Raw genomic sequence first — 17,436 nt, forward strand, 5'->3', positions numbered from 1 at the left:
GGAAAGGGGCTCCCGTGTGTACGGAAACCCCGACAACTCAGTGTGGAAACAGTTTAGCGCAATAAAGCGCATCGTGCGTTTCCGTATGGTTTCGTAGCGGCCGTTACTGGGCTCGCTGTCTAGGCGCCGATCTCGGGCAGCTCGGGAACGTTGGTGTCGCCCGTGCGATCGCCGATGCAGATCTGCCACAGCTCGGTCCAGGTGCCATCGTCCTCGATCTTCTTAAGGAAGTCGTTGACAAAGGCGACGCCGTCGGAATCGAGCGGCAGGCCGATGCCGTAGGGCTCTTTGCTGCCGAAGGGCTTGCCGGCGATCTTGTACTTACCGGGCTCGCGGACCAGGGCGCTCTGCTGCATGTTGTTGTCGATGACGTAGGCGTCAACGCGGCCCTGCTGAAGTGCCTGGCGGGCCTCCTCGTCGGTCTTGAACTCCTGCTGGCTGGCCTTGGGGGCGAACTCCTCCAGGATGGCGGGGCCGTTGGAGCCGGACTGGACGGCGACGTTCTTGTCGGCCAGGTCGTCGACGCTCTTGATGTCGTCGTTGTCGGCGAGCACCAGGATAGCCTGCTGGGTGTAGTAGTAGGGACCGGCAAAGGAGACAAGCTTCTTGCGCTCATCGGTAATAGTGTAGGTGGCAAAGACGGCGTCGACCTGGCCGTTCTGCAGGACGGACTCACGCGTGTCCGAGGTCACCTGGGTGATTTCGACCTTGTTCTCGCCCAGAATGTAGTTGGACAGGAGCTGCGCGATGCCGGCGTCGAAGCCACGGGTCTTGCCGTCCTTCTCGTTGAGGAGGGAGAAGAGCGTGGAGGTCTGAACGCCACCGATCTTAAAGACGCCGGCGTCCTTGACGGCCGTGGCCCAGGTGCTGGCGGCGATGGCGTCATCATCGGCCTTGGGGCCGTTGTCGACGAGCTTGTCGAATGCCTTGGCATCGAGCGTGGTGGAAGCCTCGGTGTCCTCGGGGCTCTTGGAGGAGCCGGCGGCGGAACCCTTGTCGGCCTCGGCGCTGGTGTCGGAGCAGCCGGCAAGACCAAGGCCGGCGACGGTTGCAAAGGTGGCGGCGATGAAGCCGCGACGGTCGAGAACGACCTGCTGGGAGAGGTTCTTGCTCATGGTAGAACACCTTTCTCAATAAAATCCCTAGCGGTTGAATAGAGTTATACCCTATCGCGCTCAAATGGGTCAACACGAAATAACTCAGAAACATACTTACCTTATGGGTAATTCTACCTACCAAAAAGGGACAGGTTTATTTTGGCAGGTTTTATCTGGGCAAACGTCGATTATTACAGCTGAGATAGCGTTTTGCGGACAGCATGGTCGCTCGCGGCGGTCGCTATAATGGCGGCAACGCGACATATGGCGGCCTGCCTCGCTGTTTTGTCTCAATCTGTAACATCTGCAGCCATTTTTGCCGAGTAACTGTTACAGATTGAGATTTTCTCTTTAGGGGGATTTGAGTGTATCGATCTGTAACATCTGGATGGACAAAAGGTCTCTATCTGTTACAGATTGAGACAAACAACAGGGGCAAAGACGGTTTGTCTAGATCTGTAACAATTGGGCGAGGATTTGTCCTCTAGGTGTTACAGATCGAGACAATTGAGTTGGGAAAACAAAAACCTCCTCAGGGGTGCTTCCCTTGCGGAGGTTTTTCTACTCGTTCAGCAGGCGTACTGCTTCGGCGGCCATGTTCTCGACCGTCATGCCGTTCTGAGCAAGCAACTCGTTGGGGTCGTAGCGGTCGGGAAAGCCCTTGGCGATGCCAAAGGTGCGCGTGCGCACGGGCGTGCAGGACAAGTAGCACGCGACGCGCTCGCCCCAGCCACCGTCCAAGATGCCGTCCTCGAGGGTGACGACAACGCGATGTTCGGCGGCAAGGCCATCGAGAGACTCGCGGTCAAGCTCGGTTGCAAAGCGCGGGTTGACGAGCGTGGCCTCTATGCCGTATTCGGCAGCCAAGCGGTTTGTCACGCGCTCGCCCAGCTCAAAGAAATCGCCAAGCGCGAGCACGGCAACGTCGCGGCCCTGACGCACCACGTCGTAGCGAACGGCGCTGTAGTCGGTGTCCTCGGCGGGCGCCAAATCGGGGCGGCTAACCAGGCCAATGCCCGGAACGCGGATCGCCACGGGATGCTCGCGGTGGTCGAGCGACCAGCTCAGCATGGACAGGTATTCCTCCATGCAGGCCGGTGCCAGATAGCGCATGTTGGGAAGTCCGCCCAGCATGGATATATCAAAGAACGAGAGGTGCGTCTCGGATGTGGTGCCAAAGATCGACGCGCCAAACACCAGGATGGTTGCGGGGGTGTCGTTGAGGCACAGGTCGTGCCACAGCTCGTCGTAGGCGCGCTGCAAAAACGTGCCGTACACACCAAAGACTGGCTTGGCGTCCGAGCGCGCAAGCGCGGTGGCAAAGGTCACGGCGTGCTCCTCGGCAATGCCCACATCGACGAACTGTTTGCCGGCCGCGGCGCGAAGCTCGGGTGTAAAGCCCATGATGTAGGGCGTGGCGGCCGTGATGCCCACGACCTGCGGATCGCGCTCGATGGCGGCGCTGAGTGCCTCGCCCGTAATGTCGGCATAGGTGCGCGGCGCAGGCTCGCTCGGATGGCCCGGGCAGAGCTTGCGCCCGGTTGCCATGTCAAACGGACCCACATGGTGCCAGCGCTCGGGGTCGCTCTGGGCCGGCTCAAAGCCCTTGCCCTTGGCGGTGGAGACGTGCAGCACGATGGGATGATCGATATTGCGTAGTTCCTGCAGCGCGTCGACGAGGGCTAACACATCGTTACCGGTGTCCAGATAGCGGTAGTCGAGCCCCATCGCGCGGAAAACGTTGCGCTCACAGGCGCCGTTGCTGGCGCGCAGTTCGGCCAGATTGCGATACAGGCCGCCATGGTTTTCGGCGATGGACTGGTCGTTATCGTTGACGATGATGATCAAGTTGCTGTCGAGCTCGGCGGCGTTGTTAAAGCCCTCAAACGCCAGGCCGCCCGAAAGCGAACCGTCGCCAATAACGGTAATGACGTTGTACGCGTCGCCCGCTAGGTCGCGCGCGTGGGCAAGGCCGCAGCCCAGGCTCACCGACGTGGAGGTATGGCCCATGGCAAACAGGTCGTGCTCGGACTCGTCGGGATTGGCAAAGCCAGAAGCCTCACCATAACGCTCCGGATCGATATAGGTGTACGCGCGCCCAGTCAGCGCCTTGTGGGCGTAGGTCTGGTGCGAAACGTCAAAGACAATCTTGTCGATTGGGGAGTTAAACACGCGATGAAGCGCAACCGTAAGCTCAACGACGCCCAGGTTGGGGGCAACGTGCCCACCGACGACGGCGGAGCTTTCGAGGATTGCCTGGCGGATCTCGCCGCAGAGCAGCGGAAGCTCGGCGCGGTCGAGAGCCTTGACGTCCTCGGGCGTTGTCGTTTGCGTAAGCAGCATCGTTGTGGGTTACTCCATGCGAATCGAGCGCCGGCGCTCCCTCGGCCGGCACAATTGCACAAAACAGTCTCGCACATTTTGGCGTTTGATATGTGACGGCGGCGCGGTAATTCGCCAACTGGTGGGGCAAAACGTTTTGTCCGATGCCATACTGGTAGATTCGATGATGATTTATTCAATGCGTGCAGGCCGTGGCTTGCCGCCGTGAGTCGCTGGAAGGAGGCAGCATGTCCGATGTCGTTCGTGCCGAGAAAATCGCGCACGAGGTCGACTATGCCGCCCGTCAGCTCGCCCAGGCGGGCCGCTTGGACCTGACGCGCGAGTTTATCCAGCATGGCGATGTGACAGTGTATACGCATGTGACCTCGGTGGCGCGGGCGAGCCTGTCCTTTGCCGAGCGCCTGGGCCGTGTCGGTATCTCCGTCGACCGCGACTCGTTGTTGCGCGGGGCCCTGCTGCACGATTACTTTCTCTACGATTGGCACGATCCCGACCCAAGCCATCGGCTGCATGGCTTTCGGCATCCGTTTTTTGCCCTGGCGCGTGCGGAGGAAGATTTTGAGCTGACGTCGCGCGAGCGGAATATTATCGTGCGGCATATGTTTCCGCTGGTGCCGGTGCCGCCGACGTGTCGTGAGGCATGGATTGTGTGCCTGGCGGATAAATGGTGTGCTCTGCGCGAGACGGTCGCCGGCCGTCTGCCGCGCAAGGACGAGGCAGACGATGGCGTGAGTGAAGAATCGAGCGAAAAGAGGAGAGGGTAGACGGTGGGGACCGCGATCGACATGGCATTTGACGGCGCGACGCTTGCCGCCTGTCCGCTCTCGGCACTGGTGCTCTCGTTTGCCTTTTACGGGTTTTGCGGTTGGGCATGGGAGTCGACAGTCTGCGCCATGCTCAACCAAGGACGCTTTGCCAACAGCGGATTCTTGCTGGGGCCGTGTTGCCCTATCTATGGTGTGGGCGGCATAGCCTGCTGGCTTTTGCTGCGCGGGATTCCGGATGCCTCGAGCCAATTTGTCGCCGCGGCGCTTGTGTGCAGCGTAATCGAGTACAGTGTGGGCCTTCTATTGGAAAAGACAACAGGCGCACGCTTTTGGGACTACTCGCACCTGCCGTTTAACTTGCACGGACGTATCTGCCTGTACTGGGCCTGCGCGTTTGGCCTGGGCGCGTTGTGCATTTGTCGTTTAGTGGAGCCGGCATTGCTGGGACTGCTTGGCCATCTGCCGGTGCTGATTGTGCGGCTGTCCGCCTTTATCGTCGCGGTTGCGATGATGGTCGACGCGGTGTTCTCTTTGGCCAGTTGGCGTCGCCTGTCCGATCAGCTGGAGCGTGTGCGCGCCGACCTTGCCGACCGCATCAATGAGTCGCTTGCCGATGCCTCGGACTCCATGCTCGAACGTATTCCCGATTCGACGATTGACTCGGTAGCGCAGACGCATATCCGTAGCCGCGCCGTTAACGCGTGGCTGGCCGAGCTGGGCGACGCGGCGCTCGATGCCCTTCGTGAGAAGGCTTCGATGCCGACGTTTATCTCGGATGGTGCTCGCGGCCTGGCGCTTGCCGCCCGCCGCGTGGCCGATGCTGCGCCGAGCATGCCGCGTCCGTCGCTCAGTCGTCGCCTTGCCGGTAAGCGCATGAGCCGTCCGGTGCCGAGTGTGTCGCTCAGCCGTCGCGACCTGCGCTTCTTCAATGCTTTCCCGCGCTTGCGCATCAATCGCTACGAGGGCGTCATTCGAGCAACTAATCTCCGCGACCGCGCCCACGAGCTGTTTCGGCGCTAGCCGGGATGGGCGCGCACACGGCTCCCTTGCTCGCGTATTTCCCGTTCGTTTCGCGTCCGTTGCCGCGCCGTTTCCAAGATTGCGGCACCGTTTCCATTCGACAACGCAGCGTTTAACAACGCCGTATCTGGTCTACACCAGTTGCCCCTCGGCCGCATTATGGGCGCCGACAACGTTCATGTGACCAAGGGGGAGCGAATGTACGATACGGGATCGACAACGTTTATGCTCATCTGCACCATGCTCGTGTTTTTAATGACACCGGGTCTGGCGTTTTTCTATGGCGGCCTGTCCAGGCGCAAAAATGTCATCAACACCATGCTTATGTGCTTTGGCACCATTGGTCTGGTCGGTGTGCTGTGGATTGTCGCCGGCTGGTCGCTGGCCTACGGTGGCGACGGCTCGAGCCCGTTTATTGGAGGCCTTGACCAGCTGCTGTGCCTGCCGGTGCTCAACCAGGTGCTGCAGGCGGCCGAGGGCAATGCTGCGGACGGTGCCGTCTACCCTCAAATCATCAACATCGCCTTCCAAATGGCGTTTGCCATGATCACGGCTGCTATCGTCACGGGCAGCCTGGCCGGCCGCATTAAGTTTGGTGCCATGACGGCCTTCCTGGGCATTTGGCTGCTCGTGGTCTATGCGCCGCTCGCTCACATGGTCTGGGGCGGTGAGGGTTCCTTTATCGGCGACATCATCGGCGCGCTCGACTTTGCGGGCGGCGACGTGGTGCACATCTCGTCCGGTCTGACGGGCCTGATTCTCTGCTTAATGCTCGGCCGTCGTCGCGGCTTTGGCATGGTGAGCTACCGCCCACATAACGTGCCGTTTGTGGCGCTGGGCGCCGGCCTGCTTTGGTTTGGCTGGTTTGGCTTTAACGGCGGCAGCGAGTTTAAGGCCGACGCCGTGGCGGCGCTCGCCATCCTCAACACCGTGACGGCCAGCGCGGCGGGCATGGTCTCGTGGCTTGTCGTCGAGCGCGTGCATACCGGTCGCCCCACGCTGGTGGGTGCCAGCACCGGTCTGGTTGCGGGCCTTGTGGTGGTCACGCCGGGTGCGGGCTTTGTCGAGCCGTGGGCGGCGCTGGTCATGGGCCTGATCGTATCACCTGTCTGCTACCTGGCCATTAGCCATCTTAAGACCAAGTTTGGCTACGACGATGCGCTCGACGCGTTTGGCTGCCACGGCATCGGCGGCATCTTGGGCGGCGTGCTCACGGGCCTGTTCTGCGTGCCGGAGCTCTCGTGGACCGGTAAGGGCGGCCTGTTCTACACGGGCGACGTGTCGCTGCTCATCTCGCAGATTTTGGGCATTGTGGTGACGGTCGCTCTTGTACTGGTGCTCGACTTGGTGATCGCTGCGGTGGTCAAGGCGCTGTTCCGCGGCAGCCTGCGCGTGGACGAGGCAGACGAGGCGCTGGGCCTGGATGCGAGTCAGCACGGCGAGAGCGCGTATCCCTCGTTCTCCGGGCTCGATTAGCAGCACGGCTTTCCCAGGCACCCGACCTTACCCCTCAAACCGTCGCTTGCGTACCGAAGTACGCGGCGCTCCTCTTTCGGGGCAATCTCGGGCACCTCGAAAACCCGCGTCGTTGAATGGCAATTCATTTCTTTTATTGAGAGGAATTCACTATGAAAAAGATCACGGCTATCGTGCGTCAGGAAAAGCTTGAGGTTCTTAAAGACGCGCTGTTTGCTGCCGATGTTCGTGGCATGACCATCAACCAGGTGCAGGGCTGCGGTGCGCAACATGGCTGGAAGGAATACGTGCGCGGCAATGAGTTGCTTGTCAACACGATCCCTAAGGTGCAGTTCACCCTCATCTGCGCCGATGAACATGTCGACGGAATTGTCGAGATTATCTGCAACGCCGCTCGCACCGGTGCCGTTGGAGACGGCAAGATTTGGGTTGAGCCGGTCGAGGAAATTATCCGCATCCGCACCGGCGAACACGGCCCCGCCGCGGTGTAGAATCGACCGCCTGACGGGTGTGCCTCTCTTGGGGCGCGCCCGTTCTCGTCTACAATATCGTGCAGACGAAGGAGAGGCATGCCCATGATCAAGATGTTTGCGAGCGACTTAGACGGAACGCTGCTGAACGCCCTGCACGAGGCAGACGGGACCATTCGCCGTGCCATTCGCGAGCTGACCGAGGCTGGCCTGCATGTGGTTCCCGCAACCGGGCGCTCGACGCTGCCGATTGGCGAGCATGGCTTTACAGGTCTGGCACTCGACGCCTGCTGCTCCAACGGATCCATCGTGCGCAACAGCCATGGCGAGGTGCTCAAGACCTGGACCATCGACCCGCAGATTACCGAGGAGCTGCTCAAGGCGTTCCCGGACATCTGTTTTGACTGCTCCACGCCCGATGGCATGTTCTCGAGCGGATCGTTCGAGATGCACCAGGCGGGCTTTAAAAAGGACAGTCCTATCAAGCGCATCGTGATGCGCGGCATGCGTGCACGTGGCGGGTATCACGAGGAGCAGTATTTCGACCAGTCGATCGGTGACATCCTGCGCCATGACGTATGCAAGATCAATTGTCGCGTGACCTCGCCCGAGCTGGAGCGCGACCTTAAGGCGTATTTGGCCGAGCGCTCGGACCGCGTGGTCAACGCGCCGTTCGATCCGGTGATGTTTGAGATCACGGACGTGGCGTGCAACAAGGGTGAGAGTGTGGCCTGGCTGGCGGGCTACTACGGCATTGCCGAGGACGAGGTCGCGGTTTACGGCGACGGCGGCAACGACATCGCCATGCTCAAGCGTTTCCGCCACAGCTACGCGACCAAAAACGGCAGTGACGCGGCCAAGGCCGCCGCGAGCGCGACTATCGGCAGCTGCATGGTCCACGCCGTCCCCAAACACATGCTCGCCACCATGCGTAAGCAAAACTCCCGCACCATCATCGAATAATGTGACAAAGGGACTGTCACTTTGTCACATTCCGGGGTTCTCGACTAGCCAATGCTCGTAGGCGCGTTGCATGAGCTCGGCCTTGTCGGCTTTTTTGCGGCAGCCCTTCTGCTCCTCGATGGCCAGCTCATAGGCATCGCTTTGCTCAAAAGCGCTGGTATCCCAAGCGCCGTGTTCAATGCGCGACCATACGGCATCGATGAGTTGTTCGAGCTCGGCAATGTCGTCGGCGTTGGCGGTTGTCGCGAACGGCGGGCGGAGCTCGCCCGTTGTCTTGTCGGGTTCTACATAGTAGTCGCCCATGGAAGTGACGGTGTAGCCATAAAACTCGGGCGATGCTTCGACCAGCAGTTTGTAGAACTTGAGCTGACGATGGTAGCCTGTAGGGACTTCTTTGCCAAAGCCAGTCTTGTAGTCAACGATCTTTACCGTTTTAGCTGCATCGTCAACGAGGAGCAGGTCGAGAAAACCAAAGAGCGGAGTTCCTTCGGTGGTCAGGCACTGCATATTCGCCTCTGTGACGCAGCGATAGCCATGCACATGCTCGACAAGCCAGGGGACGAATGCACGACAAATGCGTTCGAAGCGCTCCGAATAGCGATGGACGTCCTCGGGGGCATAATCGAGCCACGAAATCTGCTGGCGATACTCGGCCTCAATTGTCTCAATCGCCGCCTCGCCATCGGCTGCCATTCTATTAACGATCTCCTCGAACATCGCGTGAACGATGGTGCCGAATTCGGTTTGGATCGTGGGCGCCGTGGGCAGGCGCACAATCTGCTTCTCAGGGAAGTGCAGACTATTTGCGCATCCAGGCTCGTACGTCACAAAGTTGTTGAGCGCTGTGGCAGAAAGAAACTTCACGTCGATATGAGGTTCCAGAAGCGCGCGGAGCTCGGGCGTATCAAACACGTAGTTGTCGCGCCACTCGGTTTCGATTGCAACGCTGAGCTGGTCTGCCTCAGCAGAAACTTCGCAAGAGTCGATAAGCCCCGTGAGCTCCTGCAGTGCCGACCCGCCGGCACGGTACAGCTCGAGGTGTCGTTTAGCGCGCGTGATGGCGACAAACAACAGGCGGCGCGCGTCGTCATCATCCTTTTCATCGCGAATAAGCAGGTTGGACGGGTACAAGCTCATGCCGCCAGCGCCTTTGTGCCAAGTGGAGTCGTCGGCATCGAGCAGGTAGACGCAGTCGAATTCCAGGCCCTTAGAGCTATGGGCGCTGGTGAGGCGAACAGCTCCCGGCGTGCCAAGGTCGATCGATGCGTCGATACTCACGCCAAACTTTTGAGCGGCATCGAGCTTGTCGACAATATCGGGCAGGCGAAGCGCACGTCCCATACGGCGCGCGTCTCCCATCTCACCTTCGGCAAAGGTGAGCAGGGCGCGGATGCCGGCATTGAATTCGGCTGCGCCCAGCGGATTTTGTTCCTTGCAATCCTGATAATAGCCAAGGCTGCGTTCGACAATCTTAAAGAGCAGCGCTCTGACCGGGGAGGCGCCGGCTTCGGCTGCCCACTGCATAAGGTCGTCGTGCAGTTCTTTGACGCGGGCGCTATTGCTCTCGCACATGGCGGCCATCCAGTCGCCGCGATGCTCGCGCTTGGCGCTGAGCGCAAACGTCACGGACGATGGATGGTCGCCGCCCAGCTCGGCGGCACAGACAATCTGCGGAAGATAGCTGCTGGCGAGCTCCTGCTGCCCGCGAGCGAGCGCGGTAACGCAGCGCAGCAGCGCCAGTGTCGTCTGCATGCGCTCGGAAGCAAAGAGATTTTGCCGTTCACGATAGGAAAACGGCACGTTCTCCTTAACGAGGAAGGGGATCAGCGAACGCAATGCGGCGTGTTTGGCAGAGATGACTGCAATTCCTTCGTTGGGATCTTCGCAGTCATCGAGGTAGCCAGCATCAATCCTCTGCCTAATGCTCGCGGCAACGGCGGCGTATTCCTCGGCTTTGCCGGTGTAGACGTTCTCGCTAAAGCTGACCTGATCGCCTTGAGGCTTAAAGGCTTCGATTGACTTATTCGAGCTGGCGTCGAGGCGATATTCAATTTGCCGTGCGATAGCTTGACCAAGCTCAACGATGGCGGGCGTGGAGCGGTAGTTGGTCTTGAGCACGATGCTCCGGGGCGAGAACTCGGCCGCAAACTGGTTGGCGCATTCGATCGTGGCGCCCTGAAAACGCATGATGGCTTGATCGTCATCGCCAACGGCCATGATATTGGGCGCATCAACGCCGTCGCAGAGCAGCTCGATGATGCGCATCTGGGCACCATTGGTGTCCTGGAACTCGTCAACTTGGATATAGGTATAGGTGTCCTGGAGCACTTGGCGCAACGCGTCGTTGTGCTCGACGGCGTTAACGAAGTCGCCGATCATGTCGTCGTAATCGTAGAGATGGTGTTGGTCGAGCTCGCTCTGGTAGCGACGCGCGACGTCGCAAGCGGTCTTGAGTCGCTCGCTCTGCTCCGCAATCTTAAACGTGCGCCCCTGAGAGTTGCTGCCTCCAAAGAAGGCATCGCGCACCTTGGTGTATCCCGAGGATTTGCCCTTCTCATCGATGAGCTCGGTGCGGCGAACGGTGTCGCGCAACTCAAGAATGTACGGCACGTACGTGCCGGCGGGACAGTCAATTGGGCGAGTGAGCGATGTGGGTGCCATGGCGCAGACACGCTCGATCTCTTCCTCAAAGCGTTCAGCCAACGCTGTGCTTGCCCTTTCGCAGACGAGCATAAGCAGCCTGGAATGCTCAGTGAGCCAGGTGGCGGCGTCGATATTCTGCTGTGCGATGGCGCTCAGCGTGTCGTAATCCAGGCCACTGCGTTTGATTTTGGAGACAAAGCCGATCATCTTACCGATGTTTTGCGCGGGCATATCAGGTGACCCTCCACCTAACGGAGAACCAAAAGGCAGCGATTTGAGCAGCCAATCAAAAATCTCTTGCTGGTGCAGGCTGGTAACAAGCGTGTCGGTCGAAGGACGCATGAAGTACTCGGGATAGCGCGACCTGATGCTGCTTGCAAATCCGTGAAACGTGCTGACTTCGATGCCGTAGGCGTCGCGTCCAATGAGCTCAATCAGACGTTTGCGCATGGCTTCCGCGCCCGCCTCGGTATAGGTGAGGCAGAGGATGTTGCGCGGGGCGGCATCGCGTTTGGCCAAGATGTTCGCCGCGCGCAGGCTCAGCAGCTGCGTCTTGCCGGTGCCGGGGCCGGCAATGACGAGCAACGGACCATCTAGGCATTCGACGGCCTCGCGCTGTTCGGGATTCAGGCGCTCGAACGATACGTTAAAGTTGGGGGTCATGTTCATGGCAGTATTACCTGTCTTCCTGGTAGAGCGCACGCGTGCTATCGAGATAGTCAAGATACGTATCGATGGCACTTTGAGGTTGAACGATCTTAATGAAGGTGCTGAGTTGCAGCAGCCAGCCAAAGAACTGCGGAGACAGCGGGGCTTTGACGGTAGCTAACAGGCGCCCATCCTGGTTCTCAAACACAACGGCGTCGAGCCCGAACTTGTCGATGAGCGGGTTCATCGCGCGGTCGTCGAGCTCCAGCACGACGGTGGTCTTGTCGGCCGCGTAAACGCCAAACGACGGCGAAACGTGATCTTCGAGCACATAGCCCGCGATACGCGGATCCTTGGTTGCGGGCTCCTCGGACACCGCAACATCGAGCATGCGGTCGACGCGGTAGGGCGTGAACGGCTGATGACCCGAGCCGGCATTAGCCCATTTATCTCTAAATCCAATCATGTAATAGAGTTCGTCGGAGTAGATAAGGCGCACGGGTGTGAGCTCGTAGACCTTTCCGTCATGATTAAGGGCCTTTTGCTTGGCGGCGTCGTAGTGGAAGTAACGAAACCGAATCTTGCGTTTTTCGCGCATAGCCTGCTGAATCAAGTCGATGTTGAGCAGGGCATCAGAGTTTTGCATCTTCACGCGCGAAGGCACGTCGACACGCTTGTGCATCAGTTCGCGTTCGCCCAGGCTGGCGAGGCTCTGCAGCTTGCCGATGAGGTGGTCGGTCAACTCATCGGTCAAAAACGGCGAACTCTGCACGGCGTCAACAAGCATGATGAGCTCTTGCAGGTCGAGCGGGCGTGAGACCAGGGCCCATTCCCTGCCACCGCGCTGGTCGATGTTGAGCCCAAAGTCGCGAAGCGTTTGCAGGTCGCGATAGATGGCCTTGCGTTCGGCTTCGAGGTCGTGATAGGCGAGCTTCTCGATGATCTGCTGCGTTGTGAGTCCGTGCGTGCTGTCGGTCTTTTCCATCAAGGTTTTAAGCAGGAACAGAAGCCTGAGCTTTTGATTTGGTCTGTTCGCCACGTTGTCTCCTTTCGCCGGCAGGGTACCAACCGGAGATACAAAACAAGACCCGTTATTGGGACTCATTGTAGTCCGCGCGACCGTAGTATTCGCAGCAATAAGAGCTCGAATAGGGCGAAAGGTGGTTAAACGGAAATCGGCGGTTTGGCTGGCAGGTGTGACATGCGCTCTATTGGCTTGGGGCCGATTCCGGTTTACAAGAATCAGAACAGGAGAAATGCGATGGCAGACATCAAAGTCTTTGCCGAGAATCTTGAGGATTCAACCAAGGAGCAGATCGAGGAGATTTCCAGCTGCCCGGCGTTTGAAGGCGCCAAGATCCGCATCATGCCCGATGCCCATAAGGGCAAGGGCTGCGTGATTGGCTTTACGGCAAACTTGGGCGACAAGGTGATTCCCAACCTGGTTGGGGTCGACATCGGATGCGGGATGTACTGCGTGCCGCTTGCGGAAACCATCGCGCGCGACGACCTCATTCAGTTCAATCGCGATGTGAAGCGCGCGGTGCCCACGGGCTTTAGCCTTCATCGCGATCCTGCCTGCGTACTCGCGGACTTTGACATGGAGTCGCGCGATTGGCTTCAGGACAAGCGCAAGGTTGAGCGCTCCATGGGCACGCTGGGCGGCGGCAATCACTTCATTGAACTCGACGAGGACGAGGATGGGTGCCAATATCTGGTCGTGCACACCGGCTCGCGCAACATGGGCAAGCAGACGGCGGAGCATCATCAGGCGCTGGCGCAGAAGACGTGCACGGCAGATATCCCCGACGAGCTTAAGTATCTCGTGGGAGATCTTTCTGCCGAGTATCTCGTCGATATGCATAACTGCCAACGCTTCTCGAATCAGAACCGCAAGGCGATTGTCGCACAGATTATTGAGCGTACGGGAATTCGGCTCGACGGAGACGGCTTTACCACCATGCACAACTACATCTCGGAAGGCGGCATGATTCGCAAGGGCGCCATTAGCGCTCATGCGGGCGAGATGGTGCTGATTCCGTTCAACATGCGCGACGGTGCCGTTATTGCACGCGGCAAGGGAAACGAGGACTGGAACTGTTCGGCGCCGCACGGGACGGGTCGCGCGATGAGCCGCGCCAAAGCGTTCCAAACGCTCGACACCAGGTCGTTCGTTAACGAGATGCGCGATGCCGGCATCTACTGTCCGAGCGCATGCGAGACGACGCTCGATGAGTCGCCCGAAGCGTATAAGCCTGCGGATGATGTACTGAGACTCATGGACCCGACGGTTGATGTTATTCACCGACTCAAGCCGATCTGGAATTTTAAGGCTACTGGTAAGCGCGGTAGGCGTTAGGAGGGTTGCGATGACGTTAAAGATGGACTCCAGGGACGACCGAATTGGACACTCTGTGAGCATGGGCGAGATGCTGGGCCCATCAGGCGTGATGCCGCCGACGCCCGCGAATCAGCGTAGTGGGAATCGCAAAGAGCGTGATGACGAGGTTTTTGACCTCAGCGGGTTTCGCAATCGACTGGTTTCTGGGCTCGATCGCCGTATGGAGACGTCGCTTTTTGAAACTCCTTGTGTGTTGAAAACCGGTATGTCGGTCGATGATGCCCTAGGTGGCGGCGTTGGGTTGGGCAAGCTCAGCGTGATTGGCGGCGAGCATGAAGATGTCTCGAACGTGCTGGTGTATGCGGCTTTGCGTCTGATTGAGCAATGCGCCGTGCTCTACATGCCGATTCGGGAGTGTGAAGAGGACGCGATCGCCCGGCTTATTCGCGCCGAGATGGATGACAAGGTGTCAGAGGATCCTGAGGAACGACAGGTCGAGGCGATTCGCGCAACGATGCGCCTCAAGCAGCGCAACCTAGGCATTTTTGTTGAGGACAACATGACCATGGACCTTTTAACGAGCTGGTTGCTCGGCGATCAAACGTGGAACAGGGCAGTACTAAAGGACGTCGTAGTCGTAATCGACGGACTCGAAATGCTCGACGATAACCGCCCCGTGAATGCAGCCCTGCGCGACCTGCGCAACATGCTCAGCCCAACATCCGCCATCCTGGCAGGCTGCTTTGCGGCAGAGGGCGGCAACGATGCGGCTTTTGCCGAGACCCACTGCAATGCAGACGTCCTGGTCCGCATGAGCTCCGATGGCATGGAGCCATCTTCCGCGCGAGTTTTCGGCTAAAGCCGCAACCAATAACGACAGCTCAGTCCGTGGTGCGCCTGCGCTGCGGGCTGACTATTTAGCGAAGGGCGTCTGCTGAACAGCCAGATGCCCCCGCATTTTCTTTATGCCCGCCTCGGATTTTGATTCGATGGTAAATCATCGTCAGCGTTCGTAAGAGGAAAGCCATGGCCACGATGCCGTCTCAGTTTTCTAAGGATAGCGTCCGTCCTATAGCTTGAGACATGGCGGTCTTAGTGAGGAGGTCTCTCTTCTAGAACCGTTCTTTTTATAGAAAGACCACTGCGTTGTGAAATTCGACCATTAGCGTAAGGAATGGTCGTTAATGAGACTTGGCATACTAGCATTGTTCTGAGGTAACAGTTGGGACGATTGGATATCAGAAGGAGAAATGTAATGAGCTGGGAAAACGTCAAAATTGATAAGGAAAAACTGATGGATGTTAAAGGGCGTCCTGTTCAATCCGCCGGGCTTTCTCTGATTTTCCAGCACCAAATGTTTGATGTTGATTTAAATGGCCTTCCAGTTTTCACGGACAAGAACATTGCGTTGCTGAATTTGCTGATCAACAACGATGTGTCATATGCCGGGGTAATAGAAAGTGATTACGGAAAAGAGATGGCCAGCATCTTTAAGGGAATGTTTGATGCAGGTTCATGGAGTACCCGGCAAACGAACATAAGACGTGCGGTTTATCGCGTCAACAGAGATAATTCGACCAGTTTGCCGACACTGTCCAACAGCGACAAAAACGATTCAGCTGGAAAACCGACTCAGGCTGAACTTATTAAGTTGCTTGGTATTTCAGCGGGGATGCGTGTCGATGGAAAAACAATAGAGGAGGTAAAAGCTGAAGCAAAAAAAGTTGGCAAGAAAAATGGCGGTGGCAAGAAGAATGCCGAGAACGAGAAGATTCTGACTGGGGGGTCTCTTCTTACCGCGGTGGCAATAATGGAGATGATTGCCTCTGGCGATGATTCCCATGGCAATGACAACGCGTTTCGCGAGGCACTTCTTGCAGGCCAATCAGATTTAGTTTATAAGATTGCTCACGCCGCTGAGGTCGCGGTCAACGATGCATTGGGACGGGAGTCTCTACAGGCAGCGGCTTCTAAGCTAGGGAAAAAAGAGGTCGCTAAAAACAATTATTCCTTTGCGACCAAATTCTGCCATCATGCATGCAGAGGAATAAGTGGCGGAGCTGGTAAATACTGTATTTACGATTCGGTTGTCCACGATTTTCTTCCTTATTACGCGTGCGAATATATAGAAGCAGATACCCTTGGCAGAATTTGTGGGTTCAAACCGGAGCACACAACTTTTAATGAACGATATAAGAAAGTATATGAGCAAATTGACGCATGGAAGAAGCTATCGGCTCAAGATGCTTCCGAAAAAGGCGAAGGCTATGGATATGAGAACTATCGAAATCTGTATGATGCGACTCTCGATGGCATCAATAGATGGAGAGACGCATGGAGGCTTTGCCCAAACAGTCAAGGCAATGTAATTGATCATCAGTTGAATGATGATCAATACGAGAAGTTGGATTACTGCAGTTTCGATCGCTTTGTCTGGTATTTCTTTAAAAATCAATGGCGAAAGGAAAAGGCAAAGGGACTGTTAAAGAATTGGAAAAAGCTGCCTTGTAATATGTAGCTATAAGTTCGAACGGCCCCAGGCAGTTTCTCAGAGCTGCGCCTTTTTCGGCGCAGCTTTTTTCTCTAAAACTATGGAGCACCTGCTGTCTTTGGAGTTGCGCTCACAACAGACGTTATTGAACTCGATGCCGATATATATCCAGCCAAATAGGCTCTTCCTCTTTGTTGTCGGCGCACGCTTCTAGCAAGTCATCTATCCGGTCAGACCCGATCGTTTGCAAGGCTGCGTATTCTTCTGGCAAGGGCTGCGTTACTTTCTTCGCTCTAAACACGGGCGACAGCATCAAGTTCGTATACGCCCATCCGGCAAAGCAGCTGCCGTAGGGGATAGAGCCACATCTGATCTGCCCATCGCCATCGGAATACAGACAGTCCAATTTCGAGTTTGCTACCAGGCAATAGCAAGGTCCCGGCGCCCATGGCCTGCAGTCAATCTCGAGAATGTCGCCCTTTTTGTACGGCGTGGGCAGGTCGACATATGCCCCCTTGAACCACGGGCCAAAGATTCCACCCACAATGCAGTCGAGCACCTCGCCGCATTCGCCCTCTTCTTCCCTGCAGATGTATTGAATTTCGCCGGAGGCGTTTGCGTAGTAAGTGTAGTCTGGCTGTAGAAAGCCGTCGTATGGATATGAACAGCTCGGGTCGTTGGCAAGGTTGAACAGCTCGATCATCCAGTATGAGGACGATAAGTCTGTCATTTCGCTCCACTTGTCTGCGTATGCCTTCATTGCCGCAAGGGCGGCCTGCCACGATGCCACGGGAAAGGGGCCATGCGTGATGGCAGATCCCACTTTGTTGTCGACAAAGCTAATTTCGCTAATAAGCAGTACCTTCCTGTTCCCGTCGACGGCCTTTAGCGCGTTCATGCAGTCATCGATGTAGTCGAAGCAAATCTGCCGATAGTGCCAGTAAGGGGTGTCGTCTGACGAGTTACACCCGCCAGCAACCAGTCTGCCGAGTAGCTCTCGTTTGCGGGTAATTTCAACCGGTGCTCCACCGACAATCTGCATGTAATGGTCGCCGCTCAGGAGCTGCGGATTATGCAGCAAATGCTCTCGCAGCTCCGGAGAGTCGATCAAGTTGATTATTTCTTCGTGCACGATAGTCTCCGAGTTGTTGGTGCGACTTCTTGTGGATTCGGGCAT

Annotated in this window: 13 protein-coding genes; 8 read left to right on the forward strand and 5 right to left on the reverse strand. The window is 57.5% G+C overall.

What is annotated here, in order from left to right; genetic code table 11:
- Positions 1 to 119: 119 nt before the first annotated feature.
- Together ACTQXI_RS00830 and ACTQXI_RS00835 are read right to left on the reverse strand one after the other, a co-directional pair.
- Positions 120 to 1,115: a glutamate ABC transporter substrate-binding protein gene (locus ACTQXI_RS00830; RefSeq protein ID WP_427718227.1), complete on the reverse strand. Its 996-nt coding sequence runs from the start codon at positions 1,113 to 1,115 to the stop codon at positions 120 to 122.
- Between the two features lie 543 nt (positions 1,116 to 1,658).
- Positions 1,659 to 3,440 carry a 1-deoxy-D-xylulose-5-phosphate synthase gene (locus ACTQXI_RS00835; RefSeq protein ID WP_441049068.1) on the reverse strand — a complete coding sequence of 594 codons (1,782 nt, stop codon included), beginning with the start codon at positions 3,438 to 3,440 and terminating at the stop codon, positions 1,659 to 1,661.
- Between the two features lie 227 nt (positions 3,441 to 3,667).
- Between ACTQXI_RS00835 and ACTQXI_RS00840 the strand changes: the two genes are divergently transcribed.
- The 5 genes from ACTQXI_RS00840 (at position 3,668) to ACTQXI_RS00860 (ending at position 8,136) form a co-directional block, all read left to right on the forward strand.
- Complete coding sequence (locus tag ACTQXI_RS00840) at positions 3,668 to 4,204, forward strand: HD domain-containing protein (RefSeq protein WP_441049067.1); 537 nt, start codon at positions 3,668 to 3,670, stop codon at positions 4,202 to 4,204.
- Positions 4,205 to 4,207: 3 nt separating this feature from the next.
- A complete protein-coding gene (locus ACTQXI_RS00845; protein WP_427795541.1) occupies positions 4,208 to 5,227 on the forward strand; it encodes a putative ABC transporter permease in 1,020 nt (339 codons plus the stop codon).
- 198 nt (positions 5,228 to 5,425) lie between these two features.
- On the forward strand, positions 5,426 to 6,703 hold the full coding sequence (locus ACTQXI_RS00850; RefSeq protein WP_441049066.1) for an ammonium transporter: 1,278 nt from the start codon (positions 5,426 to 5,428) through the stop codon (positions 6,701 to 6,703).
- 152 nt (positions 6,704 to 6,855) lie between these two features.
- Complete coding sequence (locus ACTQXI_RS00855; protein WP_441049065.1) at positions 6,856 to 7,194, forward strand: P-II family nitrogen regulator; 339 nt, start codon at positions 6,856 to 6,858, stop codon at positions 7,192 to 7,194.
- An 84-nt stretch (positions 7,195 to 7,278) separates the two neighbouring features.
- Entirely contained in the window at positions 7,279 to 8,136 is an 858-nt protein-coding gene (locus ACTQXI_RS00860; protein WP_441049064.1) for an HAD-IIB family hydrolase, read from the forward strand.
- A gap of 24 nt (positions 8,137 to 8,160) precedes the next feature.
- Here the strand turns inward: ACTQXI_RS00860 and ACTQXI_RS00865 are convergent, their stop codons facing one another.
- Together ACTQXI_RS00865 and ACTQXI_RS00870 are read right to left on the reverse strand one after the other, a co-directional pair.
- Positions 8,161 to 11,448, reverse strand: coding sequence for an ATP-dependent helicase (locus tag ACTQXI_RS00865; RefSeq protein ID WP_441548126.1), 3,288 nt, complete (start codon positions 11,446 to 11,448; stop codon positions 8,161 to 8,163).
- Positions 11,449 to 11,455: 7 nt separating this feature from the next.
- Complete coding sequence (locus tag ACTQXI_RS00870; RefSeq protein ID WP_441548127.1) at positions 11,456 to 12,412, reverse strand: helix-turn-helix transcriptional regulator; 957 nt, start codon at positions 12,410 to 12,412, stop codon at positions 11,456 to 11,458.
- 276 nt (positions 12,413 to 12,688) lie between these two features.
- Here ACTQXI_RS00870 and ACTQXI_RS00875 point away from each other — a divergent pair, with 276 nt between their 5' ends.
- From ACTQXI_RS00875 to ACTQXI_RS00885, 3 genes are all read left to right on the forward strand, one after another.
- The gene (locus ACTQXI_RS00875; RefSeq protein ID WP_441049061.1) at positions 12,689 to 13,786 is read left to right on the forward strand and encodes an RtcB family protein; all 1,098 of its coding nucleotides are present in this window, start codon (positions 12,689 to 12,691) and stop codon (positions 13,784 to 13,786) included.
- 61 nt (positions 13,787 to 13,847) lie between these two features.
- Positions 13,848 to 14,627: a hypothetical protein gene (locus tag ACTQXI_RS00880; protein WP_441548128.1), complete on the forward strand. Its 780-nt coding sequence runs from the start codon at positions 13,848 to 13,850 to the stop codon at positions 14,625 to 14,627.
- A gap of 396 nt (positions 14,628 to 15,023) precedes the next feature.
- Positions 15,024 to 16,286, forward strand: a complete 1,263-nt coding sequence (locus ACTQXI_RS00885; RefSeq protein ID WP_441049059.1) for a hypothetical protein — start codon at positions 15,024 to 15,026, stop codon at positions 16,284 to 16,286.
- 115 nt (positions 16,287 to 16,401) lie between these two features.
- Here the strand turns inward: ACTQXI_RS00885 and ACTQXI_RS00890 are convergent, their stop codons facing one another.
- Positions 16,402 to 17,436 (reverse strand): hypothetical protein, encoded by a 1,035-nt coding sequence (locus ACTQXI_RS00890; RefSeq protein ID WP_441548129.1) that lies wholly within the window; start codon positions 17,434 to 17,436, stop codon positions 16,402 to 16,404.

It is taken from the genome of Collinsella sp. LCP19S3_C9 (assembly GCF_052121575.1).
In the GTDB taxonomy this organism is placed as follows: domain Bacteria; phylum Actinomycetota; class Coriobacteriia; order Coriobacteriales; family Coriobacteriaceae; genus Collinsella.

Coding starts and splice junctions, on each gene's coding strand:
- ACTQXI_RS00890 (WP_441548129.1), bottom strand. CDS start 17,436: ATGCCCGAATCCACAAGAAGTCGCACCAACAACTCGGAGACTATCGTG.
- ACTQXI_RS00855 (WP_441049065.1), top strand. CDS start 6,856: ATGAAAAAGATCACGGCTATCGTGCGTCAGGAAAAGCTTGAGGTTCTT.
- ACTQXI_RS00840 (WP_441049067.1), top strand. CDS start 3,668: ATGTCCGATGTCGTTCGTGCCGAGAAAATCGCGCACGAGGTCGACTAT.
- ACTQXI_RS00860 (WP_441049064.1), top strand. CDS start 7,279: ATGATCAAGATGTTTGCGAGCGACTTAGACGGAACGCTGCTGAACGCC.
- ACTQXI_RS00865 (WP_441548126.1), bottom strand. CDS start 11,448: ATGAACATGACCCCCAACTTTAACGTATCGTTCGAGCGCCTGAATCCC.
- ACTQXI_RS00850 (WP_441049066.1), top strand. CDS start 5,426: ATGTACGATACGGGATCGACAACGTTTATGCTCATCTGCACCATGCTC.
- ACTQXI_RS00870 (WP_441548127.1), bottom strand. CDS start 12,412: ATGGAAAAGACCGACAGCACGCACGGACTCACAACGCAGCAGATCATC.
- ACTQXI_RS00885 (WP_441049059.1), top strand. CDS start 15,024: ATGAGCTGGGAAAACGTCAAAATTGATAAGGAAAAACTGATGGATGTT.
- ACTQXI_RS00830 (WP_427718227.1), bottom strand. CDS start 1,115: ATGAGCAAGAACCTCTCCCAGCAGGTCGTTCTCGACCGTCGCGGCTTC.
- ACTQXI_RS00875 (WP_441049061.1), top strand. CDS start 12,689: ATGGCAGACATCAAAGTCTTTGCCGAGAATCTTGAGGATTCAACCAAG.
- ACTQXI_RS00880 (WP_441548128.1), top strand. CDS start 13,848: ATGGGCGAGATGCTGGGCCCATCAGGCGTGATGCCGCCGACGCCCGCG.
- ACTQXI_RS00835 (WP_441049068.1), bottom strand. CDS start 3,440: ATGCTGCTTACGCAAACGACAACGCCCGAGGACGTCAAGGCTCTCGAC.